The sequence below is a fragment of the Comamonas brasiliensis genome (assembly GCF_018292285.1).
GTDB lineage: Bacteria > Pseudomonadota > Gammaproteobacteria > Burkholderiales > Burkholderiaceae_C > Comamonas > Comamonas brasiliensis.
Genome location: NZ_JAANES010000005.1, coordinates 1 through 20,528, shown reverse-complemented (window position 1 = coordinate 20,528; position 20,528 = coordinate 1). Strand labels below are relative to the sequence as shown.

19 protein-coding genes are annotated in these 20,528 nt (G+C 61.6%); 9 read left to right on the top strand and 10 right to left on the bottom strand.

The annotated features are described in order from the left end of the window. The first annotated feature begins 14 nt into the window (after positions 1 to 14). Both DJFAAGMI_RS19265 and rnk read left to right on the top strand, forming a co-directional pair. Positions 15 to 665, top strand: a complete 651-nt coding sequence (locus DJFAAGMI_RS19265) for a response regulator (protein WP_211458440.1) — start codon at positions 15 to 17, stop codon at positions 663 to 665. A gap of 416 nt (positions 666 to 1,081) precedes the next feature. Next, on the top strand, positions 1,082 to 1,489 hold the full coding sequence (rnk, locus tag DJFAAGMI_RS19260; RefSeq protein ID WP_211458438.1) for a nucleoside diphosphate kinase regulator: 408 nt from the start codon (positions 1,082 to 1,084) through the stop codon (positions 1,487 to 1,489). A gap of 63 nt (positions 1,490 to 1,552) precedes the next feature. Here rnk and DJFAAGMI_RS19255 read toward each other — a convergent pair whose 3' ends face one another. Then, positions 1,553 to 2,725, bottom strand: coding sequence for an acyltransferase family protein (locus tag DJFAAGMI_RS19255; protein ID WP_211458436.1), 1,173 nt, complete (start codon positions 2,723 to 2,725; stop codon positions 1,553 to 1,555). 250 nt (positions 2,726 to 2,975) lie between these two features. On the opposite strand from DJFAAGMI_RS19255, the gene DJFAAGMI_RS19250 reads away from it, so the two are divergent. Further along, complete coding sequence (locus DJFAAGMI_RS19250; protein WP_003053080.1) at positions 2,976 to 3,560, top strand: GbsR/MarR family transcriptional regulator; 585 nt, start codon at positions 2,976 to 2,978, stop codon at positions 3,558 to 3,560. Between the two features lie 10 nt (positions 3,561 to 3,570). On the opposite strand, the gene gntR is transcribed toward DJFAAGMI_RS19250, so the two are convergent. After that, a complete protein-coding gene (gene gntR, locus DJFAAGMI_RS19245; protein WP_211458435.1) occupies positions 3,571 to 4,644 on the bottom strand; it encodes an HTH-type transcriptional regulator GntR in 1,074 nt (357 codons plus the stop codon). Between the two features lie 182 nt (positions 4,645 to 4,826). Between gntR and DJFAAGMI_RS19240 the strand changes: the two genes are divergently transcribed. From DJFAAGMI_RS19240 to eda, 6 genes are all read left to right on the top strand, one after another. Continuing rightward, the gene (locus tag DJFAAGMI_RS19240; RefSeq protein ID WP_211458434.1) at positions 4,827 to 5,363 is read left to right on the top strand and encodes a gluconokinase; all 537 of its coding nucleotides are present in this window, start codon (positions 4,827 to 4,829) and stop codon (positions 5,361 to 5,363) included. Between the two features lie 19 nt (positions 5,364 to 5,382). Beyond that, complete coding sequence (locus tag DJFAAGMI_RS19235) at positions 5,383 to 5,889, top strand: TRAP transporter small permease (RefSeq protein WP_003074778.1); 507 nt, start codon at positions 5,383 to 5,385, stop codon at positions 5,887 to 5,889. Positions 5,890 to 5,895: 6 nt separating this feature from the next. Beyond that, a complete protein-coding gene (locus DJFAAGMI_RS19230) occupies positions 5,896 to 7,176 on the top strand; it encodes a TRAP transporter large permease (protein ID WP_211458433.1) in 1,281 nt (426 codons plus the stop codon). A 124-nt stretch (positions 7,177 to 7,300) separates the two neighbouring features. Beyond that, positions 7,301 to 8,308 (top strand): TRAP transporter substrate-binding protein, encoded by a 1,008-nt coding sequence (locus DJFAAGMI_RS19225; protein ID WP_019043869.1) that lies wholly within the window; start codon positions 7,301 to 7,303, stop codon positions 8,306 to 8,308. 101 nt (positions 8,309 to 8,409) lie between these two features. After that, positions 8,410 to 10,257 (top strand): phosphogluconate dehydratase, encoded by a 1,848-nt coding sequence (gene edd / locus DJFAAGMI_RS19220; protein WP_211458432.1) that lies wholly within the window; start codon positions 8,410 to 8,412, stop codon positions 10,255 to 10,257. Further along, positions 10,242 to 10,889 (top strand): bifunctional 4-hydroxy-2-oxoglutarate aldolase/2-dehydro-3-deoxy-phosphogluconate aldolase, encoded by a 648-nt coding sequence (gene eda / locus DJFAAGMI_RS19215; protein WP_211458431.1) that lies wholly within the window; start codon positions 10,242 to 10,244, stop codon positions 10,887 to 10,889. The genes edd and eda overlap by 16 nt, the downstream gene beginning before the upstream one ends. A gap of 72 nt (positions 10,890 to 10,961) precedes the next feature. On the opposite strand, the gene cydX is transcribed toward eda, so the two are convergent. From cydX to DJFAAGMI_RS19175, 8 genes are all read right to left on the bottom strand, one after another. Next, positions 10,962 to 11,102 carry a cytochrome bd-I oxidase subunit CydX gene (gene cydX / locus DJFAAGMI_RS19210; protein WP_211458430.1) on the bottom strand — a complete coding sequence of 47 codons (141 nt, stop codon included), beginning with the start codon at positions 11,100 to 11,102 and terminating at the stop codon, positions 10,962 to 10,964. Between the two features lie 94 nt (positions 11,103 to 11,196). Continuing rightward, positions 11,197 to 12,351: a cytochrome d ubiquinol oxidase subunit II gene (gene cydB, locus DJFAAGMI_RS19205; RefSeq protein ID WP_211458428.1), complete on the bottom strand. Its 1,155-nt coding sequence runs from the start codon at positions 12,349 to 12,351 to the stop codon at positions 11,197 to 11,199. Positions 12,352 to 12,364: 13 nt separating this feature from the next. Beyond that, positions 12,365 to 13,954, bottom strand: a complete 1,590-nt coding sequence (locus DJFAAGMI_RS19200; protein ID WP_211458426.1) for a cytochrome ubiquinol oxidase subunit I — start codon at positions 13,952 to 13,954, stop codon at positions 12,365 to 12,367. 31 nt (positions 13,955 to 13,985) lie between these two features. After that, on the bottom strand, positions 13,986 to 15,710 hold the full coding sequence (locus tag DJFAAGMI_RS19195; RefSeq protein ID WP_211458424.1) for an amino acid ABC transporter ATP-binding/permease protein: 1,725 nt from the start codon (positions 15,708 to 15,710) through the stop codon (positions 13,986 to 13,988). Continuing rightward, positions 15,707 to 17,437, bottom strand: a complete 1,731-nt coding sequence (gene cydD / locus DJFAAGMI_RS19190; protein ID WP_211458422.1) for a thiol reductant ABC exporter subunit CydD — start codon at positions 17,435 to 17,437, stop codon at positions 15,707 to 15,709. Before cydD ends, DJFAAGMI_RS19195 begins: the two co-directional genes overlap by 4 nt. Positions 17,438 to 17,679: 242 nt before the next feature. Beyond that, positions 17,680 to 18,636 carry an NAD(P)H-dependent flavin oxidoreductase gene (locus DJFAAGMI_RS19185; RefSeq protein ID WP_019043877.1) on the bottom strand — a complete coding sequence of 319 codons (957 nt, stop codon included), beginning with the start codon at positions 18,634 to 18,636 and terminating at the stop codon, positions 17,680 to 17,682. Positions 18,637 to 18,916: 280 nt separating this feature from the next. Next, positions 18,917 to 20,047, bottom strand: a complete 1,131-nt coding sequence (locus DJFAAGMI_RS19180) for an ABC transporter substrate-binding protein (protein ID WP_211458420.1) — start codon at positions 20,045 to 20,047, stop codon at positions 18,917 to 18,919. Positions 20,048 to 20,186: 139 nt separating this feature from the next. After that, a partial coding sequence (locus DJFAAGMI_RS19175; protein ID WP_211458418.1) for an electron transfer flavoprotein subunit alpha/FixB family protein occupies positions 20,187 to 20,528 on the bottom strand: 342 nt, incomplete at its 5' end.

Genomic DNA, 20,528 nt, shown 5'->3' with positions numbered 1-20,528 from the left:
TAAAGAGCAATAACATGGAAAAAATCCGCATAGTGCTGGCCGACGATCATCCTTTGACGCTTGTCGGCATTCAGGATCTGCTGGAACGCGATATGAACATCGCCGTGACAGCGTCCGTCTCAACGTCTACCGCACTGGTGGAGCAACTGAATTCGTCGTTGCCGGACATCATCATCACGGACTACACCATGCCTGGCGACAGTGTGTATGGCGATGGCATCCGATTCGTGGACTACCTGATCCGCACCTACCCAGGCCCCAAACTGCTGGTGCTGACAATGATCTCGAACCCGATGATCATCTCCTCGCTTTACGACGCTGGTGTATGGGGTGTGGTGCTGAAGCACGACAAGCTGACGGAGATTCTTTCAGCCATCAACAGCCTGAGGCTGGGGAACAAGTATTTCCCCACGAACTATCAGCAGAACGTCACCCGTGAACAGAGAAACACCTCTGTCGCCGATCGCATCAAGCTGCTGTCTCCACGCGAGTTCGAGGTGCTTCGCCACTTCGTACGTGGCGACAGCGTCGTACAGATCGCCGCCAATCTCAAACGCAGCGTCAAGACGGTCAGCACGCAAAAGACATCTGCCATGGAAAAGCTGAACGTTCAATCCAACCAGGAGCTCATCACTTTCTGCGTCGAGAATGGTCTGTTTGAATAGCCTCAGCGTGATGCCCACGGGATGCCGAAGCCTTGTCTCAGGGGCTGATCAGACAGCGGGTTTCCATCCCACGCGCAACAAGCTGTCGTCGCTGACCGATGAGCTCTGACGCATGAGGGGCGTCGGACTCATATTCCGAGAACCTGTAGCGTCGGATTCAGATCAACAGCGGCTTCTACGGTTGCCCATCGCCCGTATCACGCCCTCTTGACCAGGGCAAGTGCGAAGTCAATCCGCACTGACGGAGTGCGAGATGACTTGGCAGTTTGCGGCACAGCATTGACAATACCCGCAACGCACCAAATTGGTGCCTTCTTCTCGAATGCCTTGGCCCGGACAACACCGTTGCCCGGGCTTTTGTCCGTTTGCGCTACGCAAAAAGCGCCAACCACACCATCTTTCAAGGGAGTTACTACATGGAGCGCAAGCCCAATATCACTCTGTCCTCCTTGGACCTGGATCGCATTGAATCGCTGCTGGAAAAGAACAATAGCCAGTTTCCCGGCCGCGATGCGCTGGAGGCGGAGCTGGACCGAGCAGATGTGCTCGATCCCGCCGAAATGCCCGCCAACGTGGTGACGATGAACTCCACCGTGCGCTTCACCATGCTCGAGAGTGGCAAGAGCAGCACGCTGACACTGGTCTACCCCAAGGATATGGATGGCAGCGCCGACAGAGTCTCCATCTTTGCACCAGTGGGCATCGCCCTGCTGGGCCTGTCCGTAGGTGACGAATTCAAGATGCCCAGCCCTACCGGCCAGGTGACCGTGCGCGTGGATGACATCGAGTTCCAGCCCGAACGTGCAGGCGAGCTCCATCGCTGAACCTGCTCGCTCCATAAAAAAAGCAGCTCACCCAAGCTGCTTTTTTTGTTGCTAGGCTCCGGCTCAGCGCAAGCCCGCCACCATGGTGGTCAGCAGTCCGGCCCCGATCAGGCCAGCCTGCCAGCGCAAAGCCTGACTCCAGGAGGAGACATGGCGCTCCACCAACTGATACAGGGCATAGCCAGCGGTCAATGAAAGCACAAAGGCAAACGGAATGCCCACCACAGCGGCAGTGACCGAGCCGTGCCAGAAATGGTTGACCACCGCATTGACCAGCAGGCAGATCGAAAAGTGAATCAGGAATACCGAGTAGGAGATCTCTCCCAGGCGACGCAGCGGAGCAAGACCCTGCCAGCGGGCAATGGCCTCGGTACGCATGCAGACGATCAGCAGCATCGCGGTCACGCCGGCGAGAAAAATGCGGTCGCGCCACTCATAGACCAGCGCACCGATGATCAGTGCAGCAATCAGCATGCCCCAGCTCCAGGCCGTCAGACGCTTGTCTGCCGCCACGGCCCAGAAAGCCATCATGCCGACGCCGTAGGCGCCCATGAAGTAAATCGCCCAGACATCAAGCTCTGCATCAAGGTTGAAGCTCAGCAGCGAAGCCGCTGTCCCCAGAACCACCAGTGCCTGCATGCCGCTCACGGCCCAGGGCCACCAGCGCTTCATGGCCGCGTCGCCCCAGCGCGCTACCGCCCATTGCTGCAGCCAGCGCACACCGGCCAGCAGCAGCACGGTGCCCGCAAACAGCTGAAAGTCTATGGACACATACCAGACGCCAGCCGATAGCGACTCTTCACCCACGATGCCTTGCAACAGCAAGGCATGGGCCATGAGCTGCCATAGATCGGGGTCGGCGGACACGGACTCGTGATCGAACCACGGACGAATCGCGGCAGACACCACAATCGTCACCACCAGCGCCACGGCATAAGGCACGACCAGGCGTACAAAGCGCTTGCCGATCTTGGACCAGGGCGAATCAAAGCGCGCCAGACCTTGAGGGGCCAGACTGGCAGCAGCCAGAAAACCACCGATCACCAGGAAGATCTGCACGGCCATGCGAGCGTACTCATAGAGCCAGTCCAGGAGATTAGGCATGACGGGATGAGCCACATCGGACATGGGGCCGTAAAAAGCCAGGTGATGCCAGACGATGGCTGCGCAAGCCAGCCCTTTGGTGCAGTCGATCAGCGCGCTGCGGGAATGAGAGGAAATAGAACTTTGAGCCATCTGATCACGGCCGCTCGCAGCCCATAGGCTGCCCGGCGGCAGGGTGAGTTTGCCCGGCAACAGGCAACGTAAAAAAACCGACTTAAAACAGGAAGGCGATTTTGCGCTCATTCCCAACAATTTGCTGACAGCATTGCAAGTTTTACGAAACATATCTGCGCAGACCTCTGGCAGCTATGCATGAAAAACCAAGGCTATTGCAGTCCGGCTTGATCCCCCAGCCCCACTGAGAGCCCCGGGCAAAGGCACAATGGAGGCCATGACGCAAGCCAAACCACTGTCGGAGCTGAGCCGACAATTTGTTTCGCATTTCGGCGAGATGGGCAGCCGCTGGGGCATCAATCGCACCGTGGGGCAGATCTATGCCCTGCTGTTCATTTCGCCCGAGCCGCTGAACGCAGACCAGATTGCCGACACGCTGGAGTTCTCACGCTCCAATGTGAGCATGGGACTCAAGGAGCTTCAGGCCTGGCGTCTGGTTCAGCTGCGTCACCAGCCCGGCGACCGGCGCGAATACTTCCAGGCACCCGAGGATGTCTGGGAAATCTTCAAGCGACTGGCCGAAGAGCGGCGCCGCCGCGAGATCGAACCCACGCAATCCATGCTGCGCGCTGCCATGATGGAAGAAGCCAGCACCGACGAAGAACGCTACGCCCAGCAGCGCATGCGCGATATGCACGAACTCATCGACAAGCTGATGAGCTGGTTTGACGATGTGCAGCGTCTGTCGCCAGAGACCGCCATGCAGCTCATGGGCATGGGCTCGGCCGTGACGCGACTGCTGGACCTGAAGGACAAGATTACCGGACGAGGCAAGTCAGGCTCGGAAGCCTGACGCCGACCACTCAGGTGCTGGCCCTGGGCACCAGCCTGAAGCCCAGATCCACGCTGGCCTCTCTGACGGTGTCCCCTGCCAGCAATTGCAGCAGCATGCTGGCAGCTTTTCTTCCCACTTCATCTCTGGGTGTGTGGATGGTTGTAAGAGGCGGCACCATCTGGTCACTGCCAGGCAGGTCGTTGAACCCGGCGATCGCCACCTGTTGTGGCACTCTGACTCCCATGCGGTTGGCCTCCAGCAACGCGCCTTGTGCAATGTCGTCGTTGCAGAAAAAGATGGCATCAACTGTGGTGCTGGCCTTGAGAAGCGTCTCGAACTGCCTTGCACCCAGCGCCAGCGATGAGCGCTCAGGGTTGAGAATCTCCAGACTCTGGTCATACAGGCCGGCCTGTTTGAGCACCTGCCGATAGCCCTCAAGGCGCTGCATGACACGCGCATCGAGCTGGGCACCGCAAAAAGCGATGCGCCTATATCCCTTGTCCAGCAGATGACGGGTCATTTCAGCGCCAGCTGCAATCTGAGAAAAACCCACGCTGTAGCAGTCGGGACCAGTGCCGGGATCGCGCAACTCCATGAGATGCACGCGCGGCACGGGATTTGCAGCCAATAATTTCCGCGACTCTTCGCTGTGGTCAAAGCCGGTCAGCAACAGGCCGGCAGGCCGCATGGGTAGGTAGGCCCGCAGCAACTGCTCTTCTTCCGCCGGGTCATAGTGAGTCACGCCGATCAGCATGTGATAGCCCTGGGCAAACAGCACCTTGTGCACGGCCTCCAGGACCTCCACAAACAAGGTGTTGGAGAGCATGGGCACGAGCACCAGCACCTGGGTGCTTTTTTGCGAGGCCAGTGCGCGGGCCGCCAGATCGGGCACATAGCCCAGAGAAGCCGCAACCTCGCGCACTTTGTCGACCAGGGTCGGAGCTACTCTGCGCTCTCCGCGCAAGGCTCTGGAGACCGTCATCGGGCTCACGCCCGCAGCCTGTGCCACATCGCTGAGGGTGACACGCCCGCTGGCGCGAGATCGCCTTGAAGAAGCACTGTCTGCCGGGGTTTCACTCTTGGTACGGGTCTCGGGAGGCAAGGGAATCTCCTAATCAGATGCCTGAGGTTTTTTGATTATGATAGCGCTATCCAGACTTGAAATGAAGTCTGTGGAAGCAGCTTGATGAAAGCACTGACTTGCCTTCGACCAAGGTCTGAAGCCCATCTCAGAAAGCAGCAGGCTGCTCATTTTTTAACCAAATCGGATAGCGCTATCCAAACATGATTCAAAGCAAGATCCAGCCTCCTGGCACCATGTCGGCACTCGTCGTCATGGGTGTTTCCGGCTGCGGCAAATCGAGCGCAGGAGAAGCCATCGCGCAGCAGCTGGGGTGGACACTGGTGGAAGGAGACAGCTACCACTCCCCACAGAGCGTGGCCAAGATGCAGGCCGGCATTGCCCTGACGGATGCCGACCGCGAAGGCTGGCTCGAACGCCTGGCGCGGCGACTGGCTCAGGCAGATGCCGAACACGGCCTGGTGCTGACCTGCTCGGCGCTCAAGCGCAAGTACCGCGACCAGTTGCGCAGCGCCCAGCAACTGGGCTTTGTGTTTCTCGACCTCGACTACGCCACGGCCCTGGAACGCGTCCAGACCCGACCCGGGCATTTCTTCTCGCCCGACCTGGTCGCCAATCAGTTCACGACGCTGGAAGACCCGCGTCAGGAGCCTGATGTGCTGACCGTCAGCGCCACCATGAACCTCAACGATATCGCGCTCGCGGCCCGGCAATGGGCAAGGCGCGAATCCCAAGCATAAAAACAGCAGGAGACAGCCAATGTCTGAAGATCGCAAAGAGGCACAAGGCCGCAAGCCATGGCTCAAGCGCCTGGCCGAAGGCCTGATGGTGCTGGCTCTGGCCGGCATGGTGATTGCCGTTTTCGTCAACGTGGTGCTGCGCTACGTTTTCCACACCAGCATCGTCTCCTATGAGGAGATCTCGCGCCTGCTGTTTGTGTGGCTGGTGGCCATCGGCGCCATCGTGGCGGCTTTTGAAGGCGCCCACCTGGGCTTCGACATGGTGACATCACGGGTCGGCCCAGCCACACGCAAAGTCCTGTTCTGGGTCTCGCAGCTGCTGATCGGTGCCTGCATGGCCTTGCTGCTGTGGGGCTCCTGGGAGCAGGTCGTTGCCGGCTGGAGCAGCTACAGCACCGTGCTGGGCTATCCCCTGGCCCTGGGCGCAGCGGCGACGCTGGTGCTGGCCATAGGCATGTTGCTGGTTGTGGTGCGCGACATGTTGCGCGGCACCCCGACCGAGTCTTCTGAAACCAGCGTGGAGTAAGGCGCCATGATCGTCACCCTGATTTTTCTCGCCGTGCTGATCGGCGGCATGGTGATCGGCATGCCGATTGCCCATGCACTGATACTCACCGGCGTCGCCCTGATGTGGCACCTGGACTTTTTCGACACCCAGCTGCTTGCACAGAATCTGCAGGCCGGGTTTGACAACTTCCCGCTGCTGGCCGTGCCCTTCTTCATCCTCGCGGGCGAGCTGATGAATGCCGGCGGCCTGTCGCGCCGCATCATCGATCTGGCCCGCGCCTTTGTCGGTCATATTCCGGGCGGCCTGGGCTATGTGGCCATCGGTGCGGCCGTGCTGCTGGCCTCGATGAGCGGCTCGGCCATTGCCGACACCGCCGCGCTGGCCACCATCCTGCTGCCGATGATGCGCGACCAGAAGTATCCCGACAGCTACAGCGCCGGCCTGCTGGCTTCGGGCGGCATTATCGCCCCCATCATTCCGCCCTCGATGCCGTTCGTGATCTACGGTGTCACCACCAACACATCCATCAGCAAGCTGTTTCTCTCGGGCGTCGTACCCGGCCTGTTCATGGGCGGCTTTCTGATTGCCGCCTGGTGGTTCATCGCTCGCAAATACCAGCTGACCTCGGGTGAGCGCGTGAGCTGGGGCCTGCGCCTCAAGGCACTGGCCAAGAGCTTCTGGGCCATGATGATGCCGGTCATCATCCTGGGCGGCCTCAAGGGCGGCGTGTTCACGCCGACCGAAGCCGCCGTGGTGGCCGTGGTCTATGCGCTGTTTGTCTCCATGGTGGTCTACAGGGAGATGAGCTGGGCCCGGCTCTACGAAGTTTTCCTGGGTGCCTCCAAGACTACCGCCGTGGTGATGTTCCTCTGCGGCGCGGCCACTGTGACCGCCTACATGATCACGCTCGCCGACCTGCCCAATATGCTGGCCGACAGCTTCTCGGGCCTGCTGGATCAGCCCCTGCTCTTCATGGCCGTGATGATGCTCTTCCTGCTCGTGGTCGGTACCGCCATGGATCTGACCCCCACCATTCTGATCTTCGGTCCGGTCTGCGCACCGCTGGCCGTCAAGGCCGGCATCGATCCGGTGTACTTCGGCTTCATGTTCATCTATGTGGGCTGTATCGGTCTGATCACCCCTCCGGTGGGAACGGTACAGAACGTGGTGGCCGGCGTGGGCAGACTGCGCATGGAGACCGTGATCAAGGGCACCAATCCCTTCCTGATGGTCTATGTGCTGCTGGCCGCCCTGTTCGTGCTCTTCCCGCAGCTGGTGACCGCGCCACTCAAGTGGATGCATTGAAAGCCAGGCCATGACGATCTCAAAAACTCTCAAATCAATAGCTATCAACGCTTACCACATAAGCGCTAAAGGCCAATTTCACTTCAACCAAAGGGCCCAGGCCCAAACAAGCAAGGAGACGGGTATGCGTATCAAATTTGCAGTCGCAGGACTCACGGCAATGCTGCTGGCCGCCGGCGCCGTTCAGGCGCAGGACTTCAAACCCCGCCTGGTGCGGTTCGGCTACGGCCTGGTGGAAGACTCCAACCAGGGTCGAGCGGTGCGCATGTTCGCCAAGGAAGTGGAAAAGGCCAGCGGCGGCAAGATGAAGGTCCGCGCCATCGGCAACGCTTCCCTGGGCTCGGACACCCAGATGCAGCAGGCCCTGATCGGCGGCGCCCAGGAAATGATGGTCGGCTCCACCGCCACGCTGGTGGGCCTGTCGCCCGAGATGGCGATCTGGGACACCCCTTTCCTGTTTGCCAACACCAAGGAGGCCGATGCCGTGCTGGACGGCCCCGTGGGAGAGAAGGTCAAGGCGACTCTGGAGCCCAAGGGCATGGTGGGTCTGGTCTATTGGGAGAACGGCTTTCGCAATCTGACCAACAACAAGCGCCCCATCACCAAGCTGGAAGATCTGCAGGATGTGAAGCTGCGCGTGATGCAGAACAACGTCTTCCTGGACAGCTTCAAGACACTGGGCGCCAATGCCGTTCCCCTGCCCTTCTCCGAGCTGTTCACGGCGCTGGAAACCAAGGCCGTGGACGGTCAGGAAAATCCCTTCAACACGGTGCTGTCGAGCAAGTTCTATGAAGTGCAGAAGTACCTGACCGTCTCCAACCATGTCTACAGCCCCTGGATCGTGACGGTCAGTAAGAAATGGTGGGACACACTGAGCCCTGCCGAGAAGAAGGTGCTGCAGGACGCGGCGATCAAGAGCCGTGAATTCGAGCGCAAGGACACGCGCGAAGAAGCCGCCAAGGCTTTGGCCGAGATCAAGACCAAGGGCATGCAGGTCAACGAACTGCCGGCCGCCGAAGCAAGCCGCATGCGCGACAAGCTCGGTGCCGTCAATGCCGGCATTGCCAAATCCGTGGGTCAAGGCACCTGGGATTCCGTGCAGACCGCCGTCAAGCAAGCTCGCGCCAAATAAGCGCGCAACCATGAAGCCATGCCCCGGGGGCATGGCTCTCACTCATTCCAAGACAATGCCTGCGCCCGAAGCACAGGCATTGCTGCCCAAGGACTTTCATCATGGCACTTCACTCCGTTCTGGACCAGGTGACGCGGCGCATCCAGGAGCGCAGCCGCGCCAGCCGCTCCGACTATCTGGCACAGGTCGATGCCATGGCCGCGCGCCCTCCACAAGTACGCACCATGGGCTGCGCCAATGTGGCCCATGCCTTTGCGGCTCTGCCCGGCTCGGACAAGATTCGCATCGTTGAGGAAAAAGGCCCCAATGTCGGCATTGTCACGGCCTATAACGATGTGCTCTCCGCCCATGCGCCGTTTGCGCACTACCCCGATATTCTGAAAGACGAGGCCAGACGCAACGGGGCCACGGCCCAGGTCGCCGGCGGTGTGCCCGCCATGTGCGACGGCGTGACCCAGGGCATGCCGGGCATGGAGCTGAGCCTGTTCAGCCGCGACACGATTGCCATGTCCACCGCCGTGGCTCTCACGCATGACACTTTCGATGCGGCCCTGATGCTGGGCGTCTGCGACAAGATCGTTCCCGGCCTGCTCATCGGTGCCCTGCATTTCGGCCACCTGCCCATGGTGTTCGTGCCTGCCGGCCCCATGACTTCGGGCCTGTCCAACAGCGACAAGGCCAAGGTACGCGAGCAGGCGGCGCAGGGTCTGGTCGGCCGGCAGGAGCTGCTGGCGGCAGAAAACGCGGCCTACCATGACCAGGGCACCTGCACCTTCTACGGCACGGCCAACAGCAATCAGATGCTGCTCGAAGCCATGGGCCTGCATGTTCCCGGCACAGCCTTCATCAACCCCGCCGACGCGGAGCGTGAACTGCTCACCCGCGAAGCGATGCAAACCGTGCTGTCCATCACCCGGGGCCGGCGCTTTGCCCCCATCGGGCATGTCGTGGACGAGCGCTGCATCGTCAACGCCATGGTGGCCCTGCTGGCCACAGGCGGCTCCACCAATCACCTGATCCACTGGGTCGCCGTGGCCCGTGCCGCCGGCATCGTCATCGACTGGGATGATTTCGAGCAGCTGTCCGCGGTGGTTCCCCTGCTGGCCCGCGTCTACCCCAATGGCAGCGCCGATGTGAATCAGTTCCAGGCCGCAGGCGGCCCCGGCTACGTGATCGCCCAGCTGCTGCAGGCCGGACTCATGCATGGCGATGTGCTTACGGTTAGGCCCGAAGGGCTGGCTGCCTTCGGGCGCATCCCCCGTGTCGAAAACCATCAGCTGCAATGGCGGGATGCTGGCATCTCCGGCGATGACACTGTTCTGCGCCCTGCCAGCCACCCCTTCAGCCCTACGGGCGGCCTGAAGCTGCTCAAAGGCAATCTGGGCCGCAGTGTCATCAAGATCAGTGCCGTACCCGAAGATCGCCACGCACTGCGGGCACCGGCATGGGTCTTTGATTCGCAGGATGAGCTGCAGGCGGCCTTCAAATCCGGTGCGCTGGAGCAGGCCTGCCAGACCAATGGCTTCAATGGCGTCGTCTGCGTAGTGCGCTGGCAGGGTCCGCAGGCCAATGGCATGCCCGAGCTGCACAAGCTCACCCCTCCGCTGGCCGTTCTGCAAGGCAAGGGCTATGTCGTGGCCCTGGTCACCGACGGCCGCATGAGCGGTGCATCGGGCAAGGTGCCGGCCGCCATCCATGTCAGTCCCGAAGCACTGGCAGGTGGCCCGCTGGCCAAGGTGCAAAGCGGCGACATCATCGTGCTCGATGCCCCCGCAGGTCTGCTGCAGGCCGAACTGACAGAGGCCGAATGGCAGGCCAGACCGCTGGCCACCATGCCCATCGAGCTGGAGCACTCCAACCACCGCGGCATGGGCCGTGAACTGTTTGCCGGTTTCCGGCGCAATGCGCTGAGCGCAGAAGAAGGAGCTTGCACATGGCTGCTCAAATGACCGCCTTGTCCATCATGCAGGATGCACCGGTGATTCCGGTCATCGTGCTGCACAGCACGGAACATGCAGTCCCCATGGCCGAAGCATTGCTGGCCGGTGGCATCAGGGTTCTGGAGGTCACGCTGCGCACGCCTCAGGGCCTGGCCTGCATAGAGGCCATCGCCAAACAGCTTCCCGAGGCCATCGTCGGTGCGGGCACCGTGCGCAATGCGACCGATGCCGCGGCGGCAGCTCGGGCCGGCGCAAGGTTTGCTGTCAGCCCCGGCTACACCAGCAAGCTGGGCCAGGCCTGCCGCGATCTGGACCTGCCGCTGCTGCCCGGCGTCGCAACCAGCAGCGAAATCATGATGGCTCAGGAAGACGGCTTTACGGAGCTCAAGTTTTTCCCCGCCGTGCAGTCGGGCGGCATCCAGATGCTGAAGGCCTGGCAAGGTCCGTTCGGGGAACTGCGTTTCTGCCCCACGGGCGGCATCTCGCCTGGCAACGCGGCGGAGTTTCTCGCGCTGTCCAATGTGGTCTGCGTCGGCGGTTCCTGGCTGGTCCCCACCAGTGCCGTGGAGAGTGGCAACTGGTCGCTCATCACCGAACTGGCTCAGGCCACGCAAGCGTTGAGAAGCTCCCGCACAGCCTGACCAGAGCAAGGCCTGATCCATGAAAAAACCCGGTCAGCGCAAGCCGACCGGGCTTTTTCACGTCTTGGCGACTCAGGCGTCCGACAGCGAATTGGTTCGCTCCAGAAGCTTGCGACGCGTTGCCTCGTCATCCATCAACTCGAACCAGATCGCATTAAGCACGGCAAAGGCTGCGGCAAGCGGCAGACCCAGCAACCAGGAGAAATACCACATAAGTTTCCTTTCATTCGGCCCATCCATGGGATGAGCCCACCAGTTTTAGACTGCCCCCGAAGATCGCAGCACGGCGTCCCGGGGGCATCCCGTCTCAATACGAATGGCCCTGGCCGGTCACGATGGCCTTCACGTCCACCTTGCCACGCAGCACCGAGTACACCCAGCTGGTATAGGCCAGGATCAAAGGCAGGAAGATCAGCACGCAGACCAGCATGATGAACAGCACGACATGGCTGGAGGAGGAGTCCCAGACCGTCAGGCTGAAGCGCGGATCGATGCTGGAGGGCAGGATCATGGGGAACATGGCTGCACCCACGGTCAGGATGATTCCGGCAATCGCCAGGCCGCTGGCCAGCAGCGCCAGCCATTCACGACGGCTGCGCAGGCCGATAGCCACGATCAGCGGCATGAGCAGGCCAATGCCGGGCACCAGCCAGAGCCAGGGATAGGACTTGAAGTTGGCCATCCATGCACCGGCAGCCACGGCTGCGGTCTTGTTCAAGGGATTGGAGGGACCGACGGGGTTGATCTCGCTGGTAATCACATAGCCGTTGATGCCCGTAGCCAACCACAGGCCGGCGGCCGCAAACAGCAAGGTGGTCAGCACGGCAAACAGGCTGCCATAGCGGGCCGCGCGGCTCGCGACTTCGCCATCGGTCTTGAACATCAGCCAGGCCGCACCATGCATGAGCAGCATGAACAGCGAGACCAGACCGCAGAGCAGCGCAAAAGGCGTCAGCAGGCCGAAGAAGCTGCCGTCGTAGTAAATGCGCATATCGTCGCCCAGACGAAACGGTACGCCGAGAATCACATTGCCCACGGCCACGCCGAACAGCAGTGCAGGCACCAGACCCGTGATGCACAGTACCCAGTCCCAGCGGTTGCGCCAGGCTGCATCTTCATGTTTGCTGCGGAACTTGAACGCCACGGGACGCAGGATCAGCGGCACCAGCACGGCAAACATGGCCAGGTAAAAGCCCGAGAAGGACACGGCGTAAAGCTGGGGCCAGGCCGCAAAGATGGCGCCACCGCCCAGAATCAGCCACACCTGATTGCCTTCCCACACGGGGCCGACGGAGTTGATGGCCGTGCGGCGCTCGACATCGGTCTTGGCCGTGGCCCGCAACAGGCCCATGGCGCCGAGGTCAAAGCCGTCGGTGACGGCAAAGCCCACCAGCAGCACGCCGAGCAGCAGCCACCAGATGAGGCGCAGCACGTCATATGAAATCAGTTCATGCAAGATCATTTGGTTGCTCCTCTCAGCTTTGGCCGCGTGCCAGCTTCTTGATCATGGGTTCGTAGAGGCTGAGGTGGGGTTCGCTCTCATGCTCGGGGCCCTTCTTGATGGCCTTGACCATCAGCTTGAGCTCGATCACCAGCAGTACGGTATAGATCAGCACGAAGCCGGCAATGGTCAGCAACAGCGTCTTCGCGCCCAGATTGGAAACCGCCATGGCCGTGGGCAGCACACCTTCGATGATCCAGGGCTGACGACCCAGCTCGGCCACCACCCAGCCGCATTCAGCGGCAATCCAGGGCAGCGGAATCGAGAACACGGCGACCTTGAGCAGCCAGGGGTAAGCATCAAGCCTGTGGCGGGCGGCCAGCCAGAAGAAGGTGCCGGTCAGCACGATGAAGAACATGCCCAGGGCCACCATGATGCGGAAGGTCCAGAACAGCGGCCCCACCGGCGGCACGGTATCCATTGCCGCCTGATGGATCTGCGCCTCGGTCGCCTTGCGGGGATCATCCACGTAGCGCATCAACAGCAGGGCGTAGCCCAGATTGGCGCCATTGTTCTCAAAGCGCAGGCGTGCCTCGGCAGGAATCTCGGCATCGGTCTTGGCCTTGCGAATGGTCTGCAACGCATCGTAGGCGTCGATACCGTTGCGGATATTGCCCTCGGCACTCTTGACCAGTTCGTTGATGCCGGGAATCGGGGTGTCCAGAGAACGCGTGCCGATCAGGCCCATGACCCATGGGATGTGCACGGCAAAATGGGTCTCGCGCGCCTCGCGGTCAGGAAAGCCAAAGGCTGTGAAGGAAGCCGGTGCGGGCTCGGTCTCCCACATGGCCTCGATAGACGCCAGCTTCATCTTCTGGTGTTCCGAGGACAGGTAGCCGGACTCGTCGCCCAGCACCACCACCGACAGCGAAGCGGCCAGACCAAAGGATGCGGCCACCGTCATCGAGCGCTTGGCCAGATGGATGTGACGGCCCTTGAGCAAATACCAGGCCGAAATGCCCAACACGAACAGCGAGGCCATGACATAGCCGGCCGACACCGTGTGCACGAACTTGGCCTGCGCCACGGGATTGGTGAGCACGGCAAAGAAGTCATTCACTTCCATGCGCATGGTCTGAGGGTTGAAGCTCGCCCCCACGGGGTTCTGCATCCAGCCATTGGCCACCAGAATCCATAGGGCCGAGAAGTTGGTGCCTATCGCCATCAGACAGGTGACGATCAGGTGCTTGACCTTGGAGAGTCGGTCCCAGCCAAAGAAGAACAGGCCGACAAAGGTCGCTTCAAGGAAGAAGGCCATCAAACCCTCGATCGCCAGCGGCGCACCAAAGATGTCGCCCACATAGTGGCTGTAGTAGCTCCAGTTCATGCCGAACTGAAACTCCATCACCACGCCGGTGGCCACACCCATGGCAAAGTTGATGCCGAACAGGACGCCCCAGAACTTGGTCATGTCGCGCCAGATGGCACGGCCGGTCATCACATACACCGTCTCCATGATGGCGATGAGTATGGAAAGGCCCAGTGTCAGCGGCACAAACAGAAAGTGGTAGAGCGCCGTTATCGCAAACTGCAGTCGCGATAAATCGACGATATCGAGGTCCATGGTCAGGTCCTTTCTCTCGGTACTTCAAAAATCAATCGGAAAAACATATGTCCTGCGGTGCAACGGCCCCCAGGGCATCGGGTCTCAGTCTCGCCATCAGCTGTTCGAACTCAGGTGTGCCGCGCAGGGCCTGCGCTCTCACCTGTCCGGCCTGCAGATACACGATGCGATCGGCAAGGCGCGCCTCGCGCTGCCAATGCGTAGCAAAAATCAGCGTTCGCGCGCCGCACTCGGCAGCCTGCGCCAGACGCTGCAAAACGTCGGCAGCGGTGACGGCATCCAGTCCCTCGCTCACCTCATCGAGCAGCCAGCAACGGTCGGGGCTCAGCAGCAGCCTGGCCAGTGCCAGCCGGCGCGACTGGCCTCCGGACAGGCCCAGGCCGCCCTCACCCAGCATGGTGTCCAGCCCCTGTGGCAAGGCCATGACGTCGCTTCTGAGGCCTGCAGCCTGCAGGACGGCCCACAATTGCTCATCGCCGGCCTTGGCATCGGCAAGCCTCAGGTTGTTGCGCAGACTGTCCTGGAAAAGCTCGGTTCTCTGTGTCATCCAGCTGCAACTGCAGGCCTGAACCACGCCCTCGTCCGGCTGCTGCTCACCCGCCATCAAATGCAGCAAACTCGTCTTGCCTGCACCACTGCTGCCAATCAGTGCCACACGCTCGCCCTGCCGTACGTTCAGGTCTACGGGGCCCAGTTGACGAAGCCGGACAGACTGCAGGCTGACGGCCATCGTCTGCACTGGCTGCGGCAGGCTCTCTGCCGCGTCGGCCTCGGCCATCAGCGCGGGAGCCAGCCTGCGCAGCGCCAGCCAGGTACGCCCCGCCTGCTCAGCTCCTCTGCGCAGGGGGGCAAACGGCTCCAGTGCGGATAGTGCCAGCAAAATACCTAGCGCAGCAACCGCAGCGCTGATACGGCCCTGCTCCATCAGCCAGGCCATCAGCAGCACGGATGCGCTCAAGGTCATGGCAGACACCGCACCATAAGCCTTCGCTGCAGCCGCCTCGAATTGATAAAGCCTCTCATCGGCCCCCGCACAGCGCGCATCGCTGTGCAGCACCAGTTGCAGCTGGGCAGGCAACTGGCCAGCCATAAGCAGCTCGGTCTGGCCCGCAACCAGATCCACGGTCTGGGCACGCATGGCCTCCAGTGCCATGGCACGGCGCACGGCGGCCTTGCGGCTGCGCAAACCATGCCACAGGGCAATGCCCCAGCCAGTCAGCAGCAGCCACGCCAGGGTCAACAGACCCAGCCACCAGCTCATGAATCCGTAGGCCAGAGCTGCCAGCAAGGCCGCGCCCAGTGCCGCGACGGCAGGCACCAGCAGGCGCAGATAAAGATTGTCCAGCGCGTCCACATCAGAGGTCAGGCGCTGCAACAGCCTGGCCGGACGCTGCAGCAGCAGACGGGCAGCCTGAGGGCGAGCCCAGCTCAGAAACAGTCTCTGGCGCAGAGCGGCCAGCACGGCCAGCGTAGCGTCGTGGGTCACCAGGCGCTCGGCGTAGCGGGCGCCGGTGCGGCCCACGGCCAGCAGCCGAATGCCGGCCGACGGCATGAACACATCGAACACCAAAGCGGTAGCAGGCACCAGACCGGCCAGCGCCGTGGCCGTAATGAACCAGCCGGACAAGCCCAGCAAGGCCATACCCATCAGCACCGTGAGTGCAGCCAGCGCAGCGCCGCCCAGCCAGAGCTTGCGCGGCGCCATCCTGCCCAGCAGTTTCAGCATTTCGCGCATTGGAATGGCTCGCATCTTCATGACTGCGACTCCTGCGCCCGCCGCAGCAGCGGCAGTTCGATCACGCGATCCATGGCAGCGGCCAGTTGCGCGTCGTGGGTGGCGACCAACATGGTCCGCCCCTTGGCCAGATGGCGCAGAGACTGCGTGATCTGGGCTGCTGTCTCGGGGTCCAGATGAGCAGTGGGTTCATCGACCAGCAGCAGACCGGCTTCCGTCTGCGCGGCCATGCGTGCCAGGGCCAGTCTCACCACTTCTCCTCCAGAAAGTCCTGCACCGCCCTCGCCCAGGCTCGCGCCGGGGCGATGCGCCAGGGTCTCCTCGAGTGCCGCCTGCTGCGTGGCCTGGGCAATCTGCTCGGGCTCTACCGAGCTGCGCCCCAGTGCGATATTGCGCGCAACCGAACCCGCAAAGACATGCGGTAGCTGACCCAGCCAGGCCATGCGCCGACGCAGCTGCGTTGCGCTGCGGGCATCGAGCGCTTGCCGGTCGACTTCGATGCGGCCTTGCTGTACCGGCAAAAGGCCGGCAATCTGCGCCAGCAGCACGGACTTGCCACTGCCGCTGGGACTCCACAGCGCCACATGTTCGCCGGCCTGTATGTGCAAAGTCAGCGGTGCGAGGCTGGAGTCGCTGCCTGGTGCCTGAACCTTGAGCCCGCAGACGCTTACGGACACAGGATTTCCAGGCGATAGCCGCTCATTGACCGAGGATGCTTCGGCGGCATGCTGCGCGCCCACAATCTGCACGGACTGGGTCTGCATGCTCTGCAAGGTCTGCAGCGCTGCCTCGCCTGCGGCTCTGTCATGCCAGACGGCCGAGAGATCGCGCAAAGGCTCGAAAAACGCCGGCGCCAACAACAGCACGAACATGGCCTGACCCAAACCGAGTTTGTCGCCCCAGGCGCCGAAGTTCAGCGTGCCCAGCAGGTGAAAGCCTATATAGACGGCCACCATGGCCACACCCAGCGCCGAGAAAAGCTCCAGCACCGCAGAAGACAGAAAGGCAATGCGCAGCACGCGCATGGTGCGGGCGCGCAGATCTTCCGCATGGTCGCGCAGCCGCTGGCCTGTCAGATCGACGGCATGCAGAGCGCGCAGCGTGCTCAGACCGCGCAGACGGTCCAGCAAGAAAGCGTTCATATGGCCCAGTTGCAGCATCTGCTCTTCGCTGGCCGCCTTGGCACGCCAGCCCACTATCGCCATGAAGAGCGGAATCAGCGGCGCGGCCACTATCAGAATCAGGGCCACCACCCAAGACTGCCAGGCCACGGTTGCCAGAATCACCAAAGGCAGCAGGCGCACACGCCACATCGCACTCTGATAACGCGCCAGCCAGGGAACGATTGCCTCGGCCTGCTCGACCATGGCACTGGCCGCCTGACCCGAAGCGGGGCGGCTCTTGTCCAGCGGCGATGCCTGGGCCAGCGACTGCAGCACCAGAGCGCGCAAGCTGCTCAGCTGTATACGCGCGGCACGGTTGGCCAGCAGGCCGCCATGGCCTTCTGCCCAGGCGCGCAACAGACCCAGCATGAGCACGCCCGTCGCCATGGGCCAGACGGTCGCCACGCCCTGCCCGTCGGCCATGAGCTGTACAGCCCAGGCAAGCAAGGCTGCCTGCGGCAGCCAGATCAGTCCGGCAAACACCTGCCATACCGCGCCCGCACTGGGGCGGCGGATGACGCTCGCCAGTGCGGCATGCGTCGCATCGGTCTGATTGTCTGTTGAGGAAGAAGGTGTTTGCTGCATTTCTTAATTTTCAGTAATTACTGAAATTAACGGAATACTACTCTTCTTTTGACAATCATCATGACTTGATATGCAAAAGCCAATTGCAGGACCAGGCCTACATTGATGTTCATCAACTCCACATTGATTTATCAAGGGTTAACCCTTGCTTTAGTCGCGCTTGAGCAACATCAAACGAGCAGGTCGCCCATGAAAAACGGCGTCCGAAGACGCCGTTGGCACAGGAGAGTTGCAAACCTGTTTCAGGCTGCCAGCAAGCTGGCCTTGGCTTCGGCATATTCATGCTTGAGGCGGGCCACCAGCTCGGCCGTGGGCTGCACCTTGTCGACGGCGCCGATGCCCTGGCCGCAACCCCAGATGTCTTTCCAGGCTTTTTGCGCACCGCCGCCAAAATTCATCTTGCTGGGGTCGGACTCGGGCAGGTTCTCCGGATCCAGACCTGCCGCACGAATCGAGGGTGCCAGATAGTTTCCATGCACGCCGGTAAACAGATTGCTGTAGACCACATCGTCGGAGTTGCCCTCGACAATCGCCTGCTTGTAGGCTTCCACAGCACGAGCCTCGTCGGTGGCGATGAAGGCCGAGCCGATATAGGCAAAGTCCGCCCCCATCGCCTGGGCCGCGAGAACCGCCCCCCCCGTGGCAATCGAGCCGGACAGCGCCAGCGGGCCGTCAAACCATTGGCGAATTTCCTGCACCAGTGCAAACGGGCTCTTCACACCCGCATGGCCGCCTGCGCCGGCCGCCACGGCGATCAGGCCGTCGGCACCTTTTTCAATGGCCTTGCGCGCAAACTTGTTGTTGATGATGTCGTGCAGCACCACTCCACCCCAGCTATGCACGGCCTGGTTCACATCCTCACGCGCTCCCAGGCTGGTGATGATGATGGGCACTTTGTACTTGGCGCATACCTGCATGTCGTGCTCGAGGCGGTCATTGCTCTTGTGCACGATCTGGTTGATGGCGAATGGAGCCGAAGGGCGATCGGGATGGGCCTTGTCCCAGGCTGCCAAAGTCTCGGTGATCTCGGCCAGCCAGTCTTCCAGCTGCTCGGCTGGACGGGCATTGAGCGAAGGCATGGAGCCGACGATGCCGGCCTTGCACTGCTCGATGACAAGCTTGGGATTGCTGATGATGAAAAGCGGTGAGCCGATGACAGGCAAAGCCAGCTTTTTAAGAACGGGTGGCAGCTTGGACATAGTTGTCTCCTTCTTCGTTTTGTATGTAAAAGGGCTGTAGCGCTTACTCTATATACGTTGACAGCTCTTATTTCAGAAGCAGTTCGTTGAACGATCCACTATTTGCACTCCTGTGCCGACAGCGGCCTCGTCCGACTGGCCGATGGCCAGTTTCGCCTGCCATTGCGCCGCCTCCTGTCCCCTGGGCAACAGTTTGTGCATCTGTTTTGCACGGCGGATCATCGTGATGGAGGTGGCTGCAAAAAAGGCCTGAACGCGATGCGTGTCAGGCCTTGGTTTCTTACTGCGTCACACGTCCTGCGGCGTTGACGATGGACAGGTCCACATATTTGGAACCCACTTGCCCAGGCTTGAAGTTCACCCAGTAGCCGCCCAGGTCAAAAGACTCCAGTCCGCGCAGGGCGGCGCTCATCTTTTCAGGCGTTACCGGCTGGCTGCGACGCATGGCCTCCACGATGACCTTGGCATTCACATAGCCTTCCATCATGGCAAAGCTCACGGGCACATCCAGCGACTTGCCGGCTGCAATCGTCGCATCGCGGAACTCCTTGTTGAGCTTGCCCGAGACCTTGTAAGGACTGGGCACCACCTGGGCGATCGACAGACCGCTCATGTACTCCACAGGCAGGCGCTTGGCCAGTTGCTCGATATCCGCCTCGGCCGTGGCATAGATCTGGGCAGTGCCGCCCTCCATGCGATAAGCCTCGACAAAGGCCGCCGTGGCGGGGCTGGATGCCACCAGCAAAATGGCCTGGGGCGAAGCCCTGGAAGCCTGCAGTTCCTGCACGGCCTTGTCCGAGCCGCTTCGGCTCTTGAGCATGGCCGAGGTCACCAGCTTGGCTCCACTGGGATTCACGGCCTTGGTGACCAGGGCCGTCAGTTCCTGGGCATCGGGACGCTCCTCAAACACCAGGGCCAGGCGCGTGATGCCGACAGTGGCCAGATGGGTGGAAATCTTTGCAACCTGCTCTACCAATCCTGCGCGCGTGGAGAACATATGTGACGACGCCAGCACACGGGTGTCCGTGCTCTGATAACCCACCAGCGGGATCTGCGAGCCATCCAGCGACTTGCTCTCCAGCAAGGCCGAAAGATTGCGATTGCCGAAATAGCCGGCCAGCACCACGGGCCTGGACTCGCTCAGCAGCTTGCGGGTCTTTGCCACGGTCTCTTCTGGATGACCCAGATCATCAAGCGAAGCCAGCTCCACAGGTTGGCCCTGCACACCACCAGCCTTGTTGACCTGGTCAAAGTACAGACGCATGCCCTGCGCATAGGCGCGCCCCTGACTGGCTTCAGCCCCCGACATCGGGGCCACCTGCCCCACCGTCCAGGCCTGTGCCGCCAAAGCGGCACCCGCACACAGCGCGACCAAACCGGCTCGCGCCAACACCCAATGCTTGCGATTCATCAGAGTCTCCCTCTCCATCAATGCAGTGGGTCTGAAACGCCCATGCAGCTGCCGAATTATTGTTGATGTCCTGATCTGTGCGAGCCAGACTCTCATGGAAAAAGAGGGGCTTGAAGCCCCTCTTTTGATGTGCGCCAAATTACAGCGCCTTGACCAATTCAGGCACGGCGGTGAACAGATCTGCTTCCAGACCGTAATCAGCCACCGAGAAGATCGGTGCCTCGGGGTCCTTGTTGATCGCCACGATCACCTTGGAGTCCTTCATGCCCGCCAGATGCTGGATCGCTCCCGAGATGCCGCAGGCAATGTACAGCTGCGGCGCCACGATCTTGCCGGTCTGGCCCACTTGCAGGTCGTTGGGGGNGTAGCCCGCGTCGACAGCAGCGCGGCTGGCACCGATGGCGGCACCCAGCTTGTCGGCCAGCGGCGACATGACTTCCTGGAACTTCTCGGCCGAGCCCAGCGCGCGACCGCCGGAGAC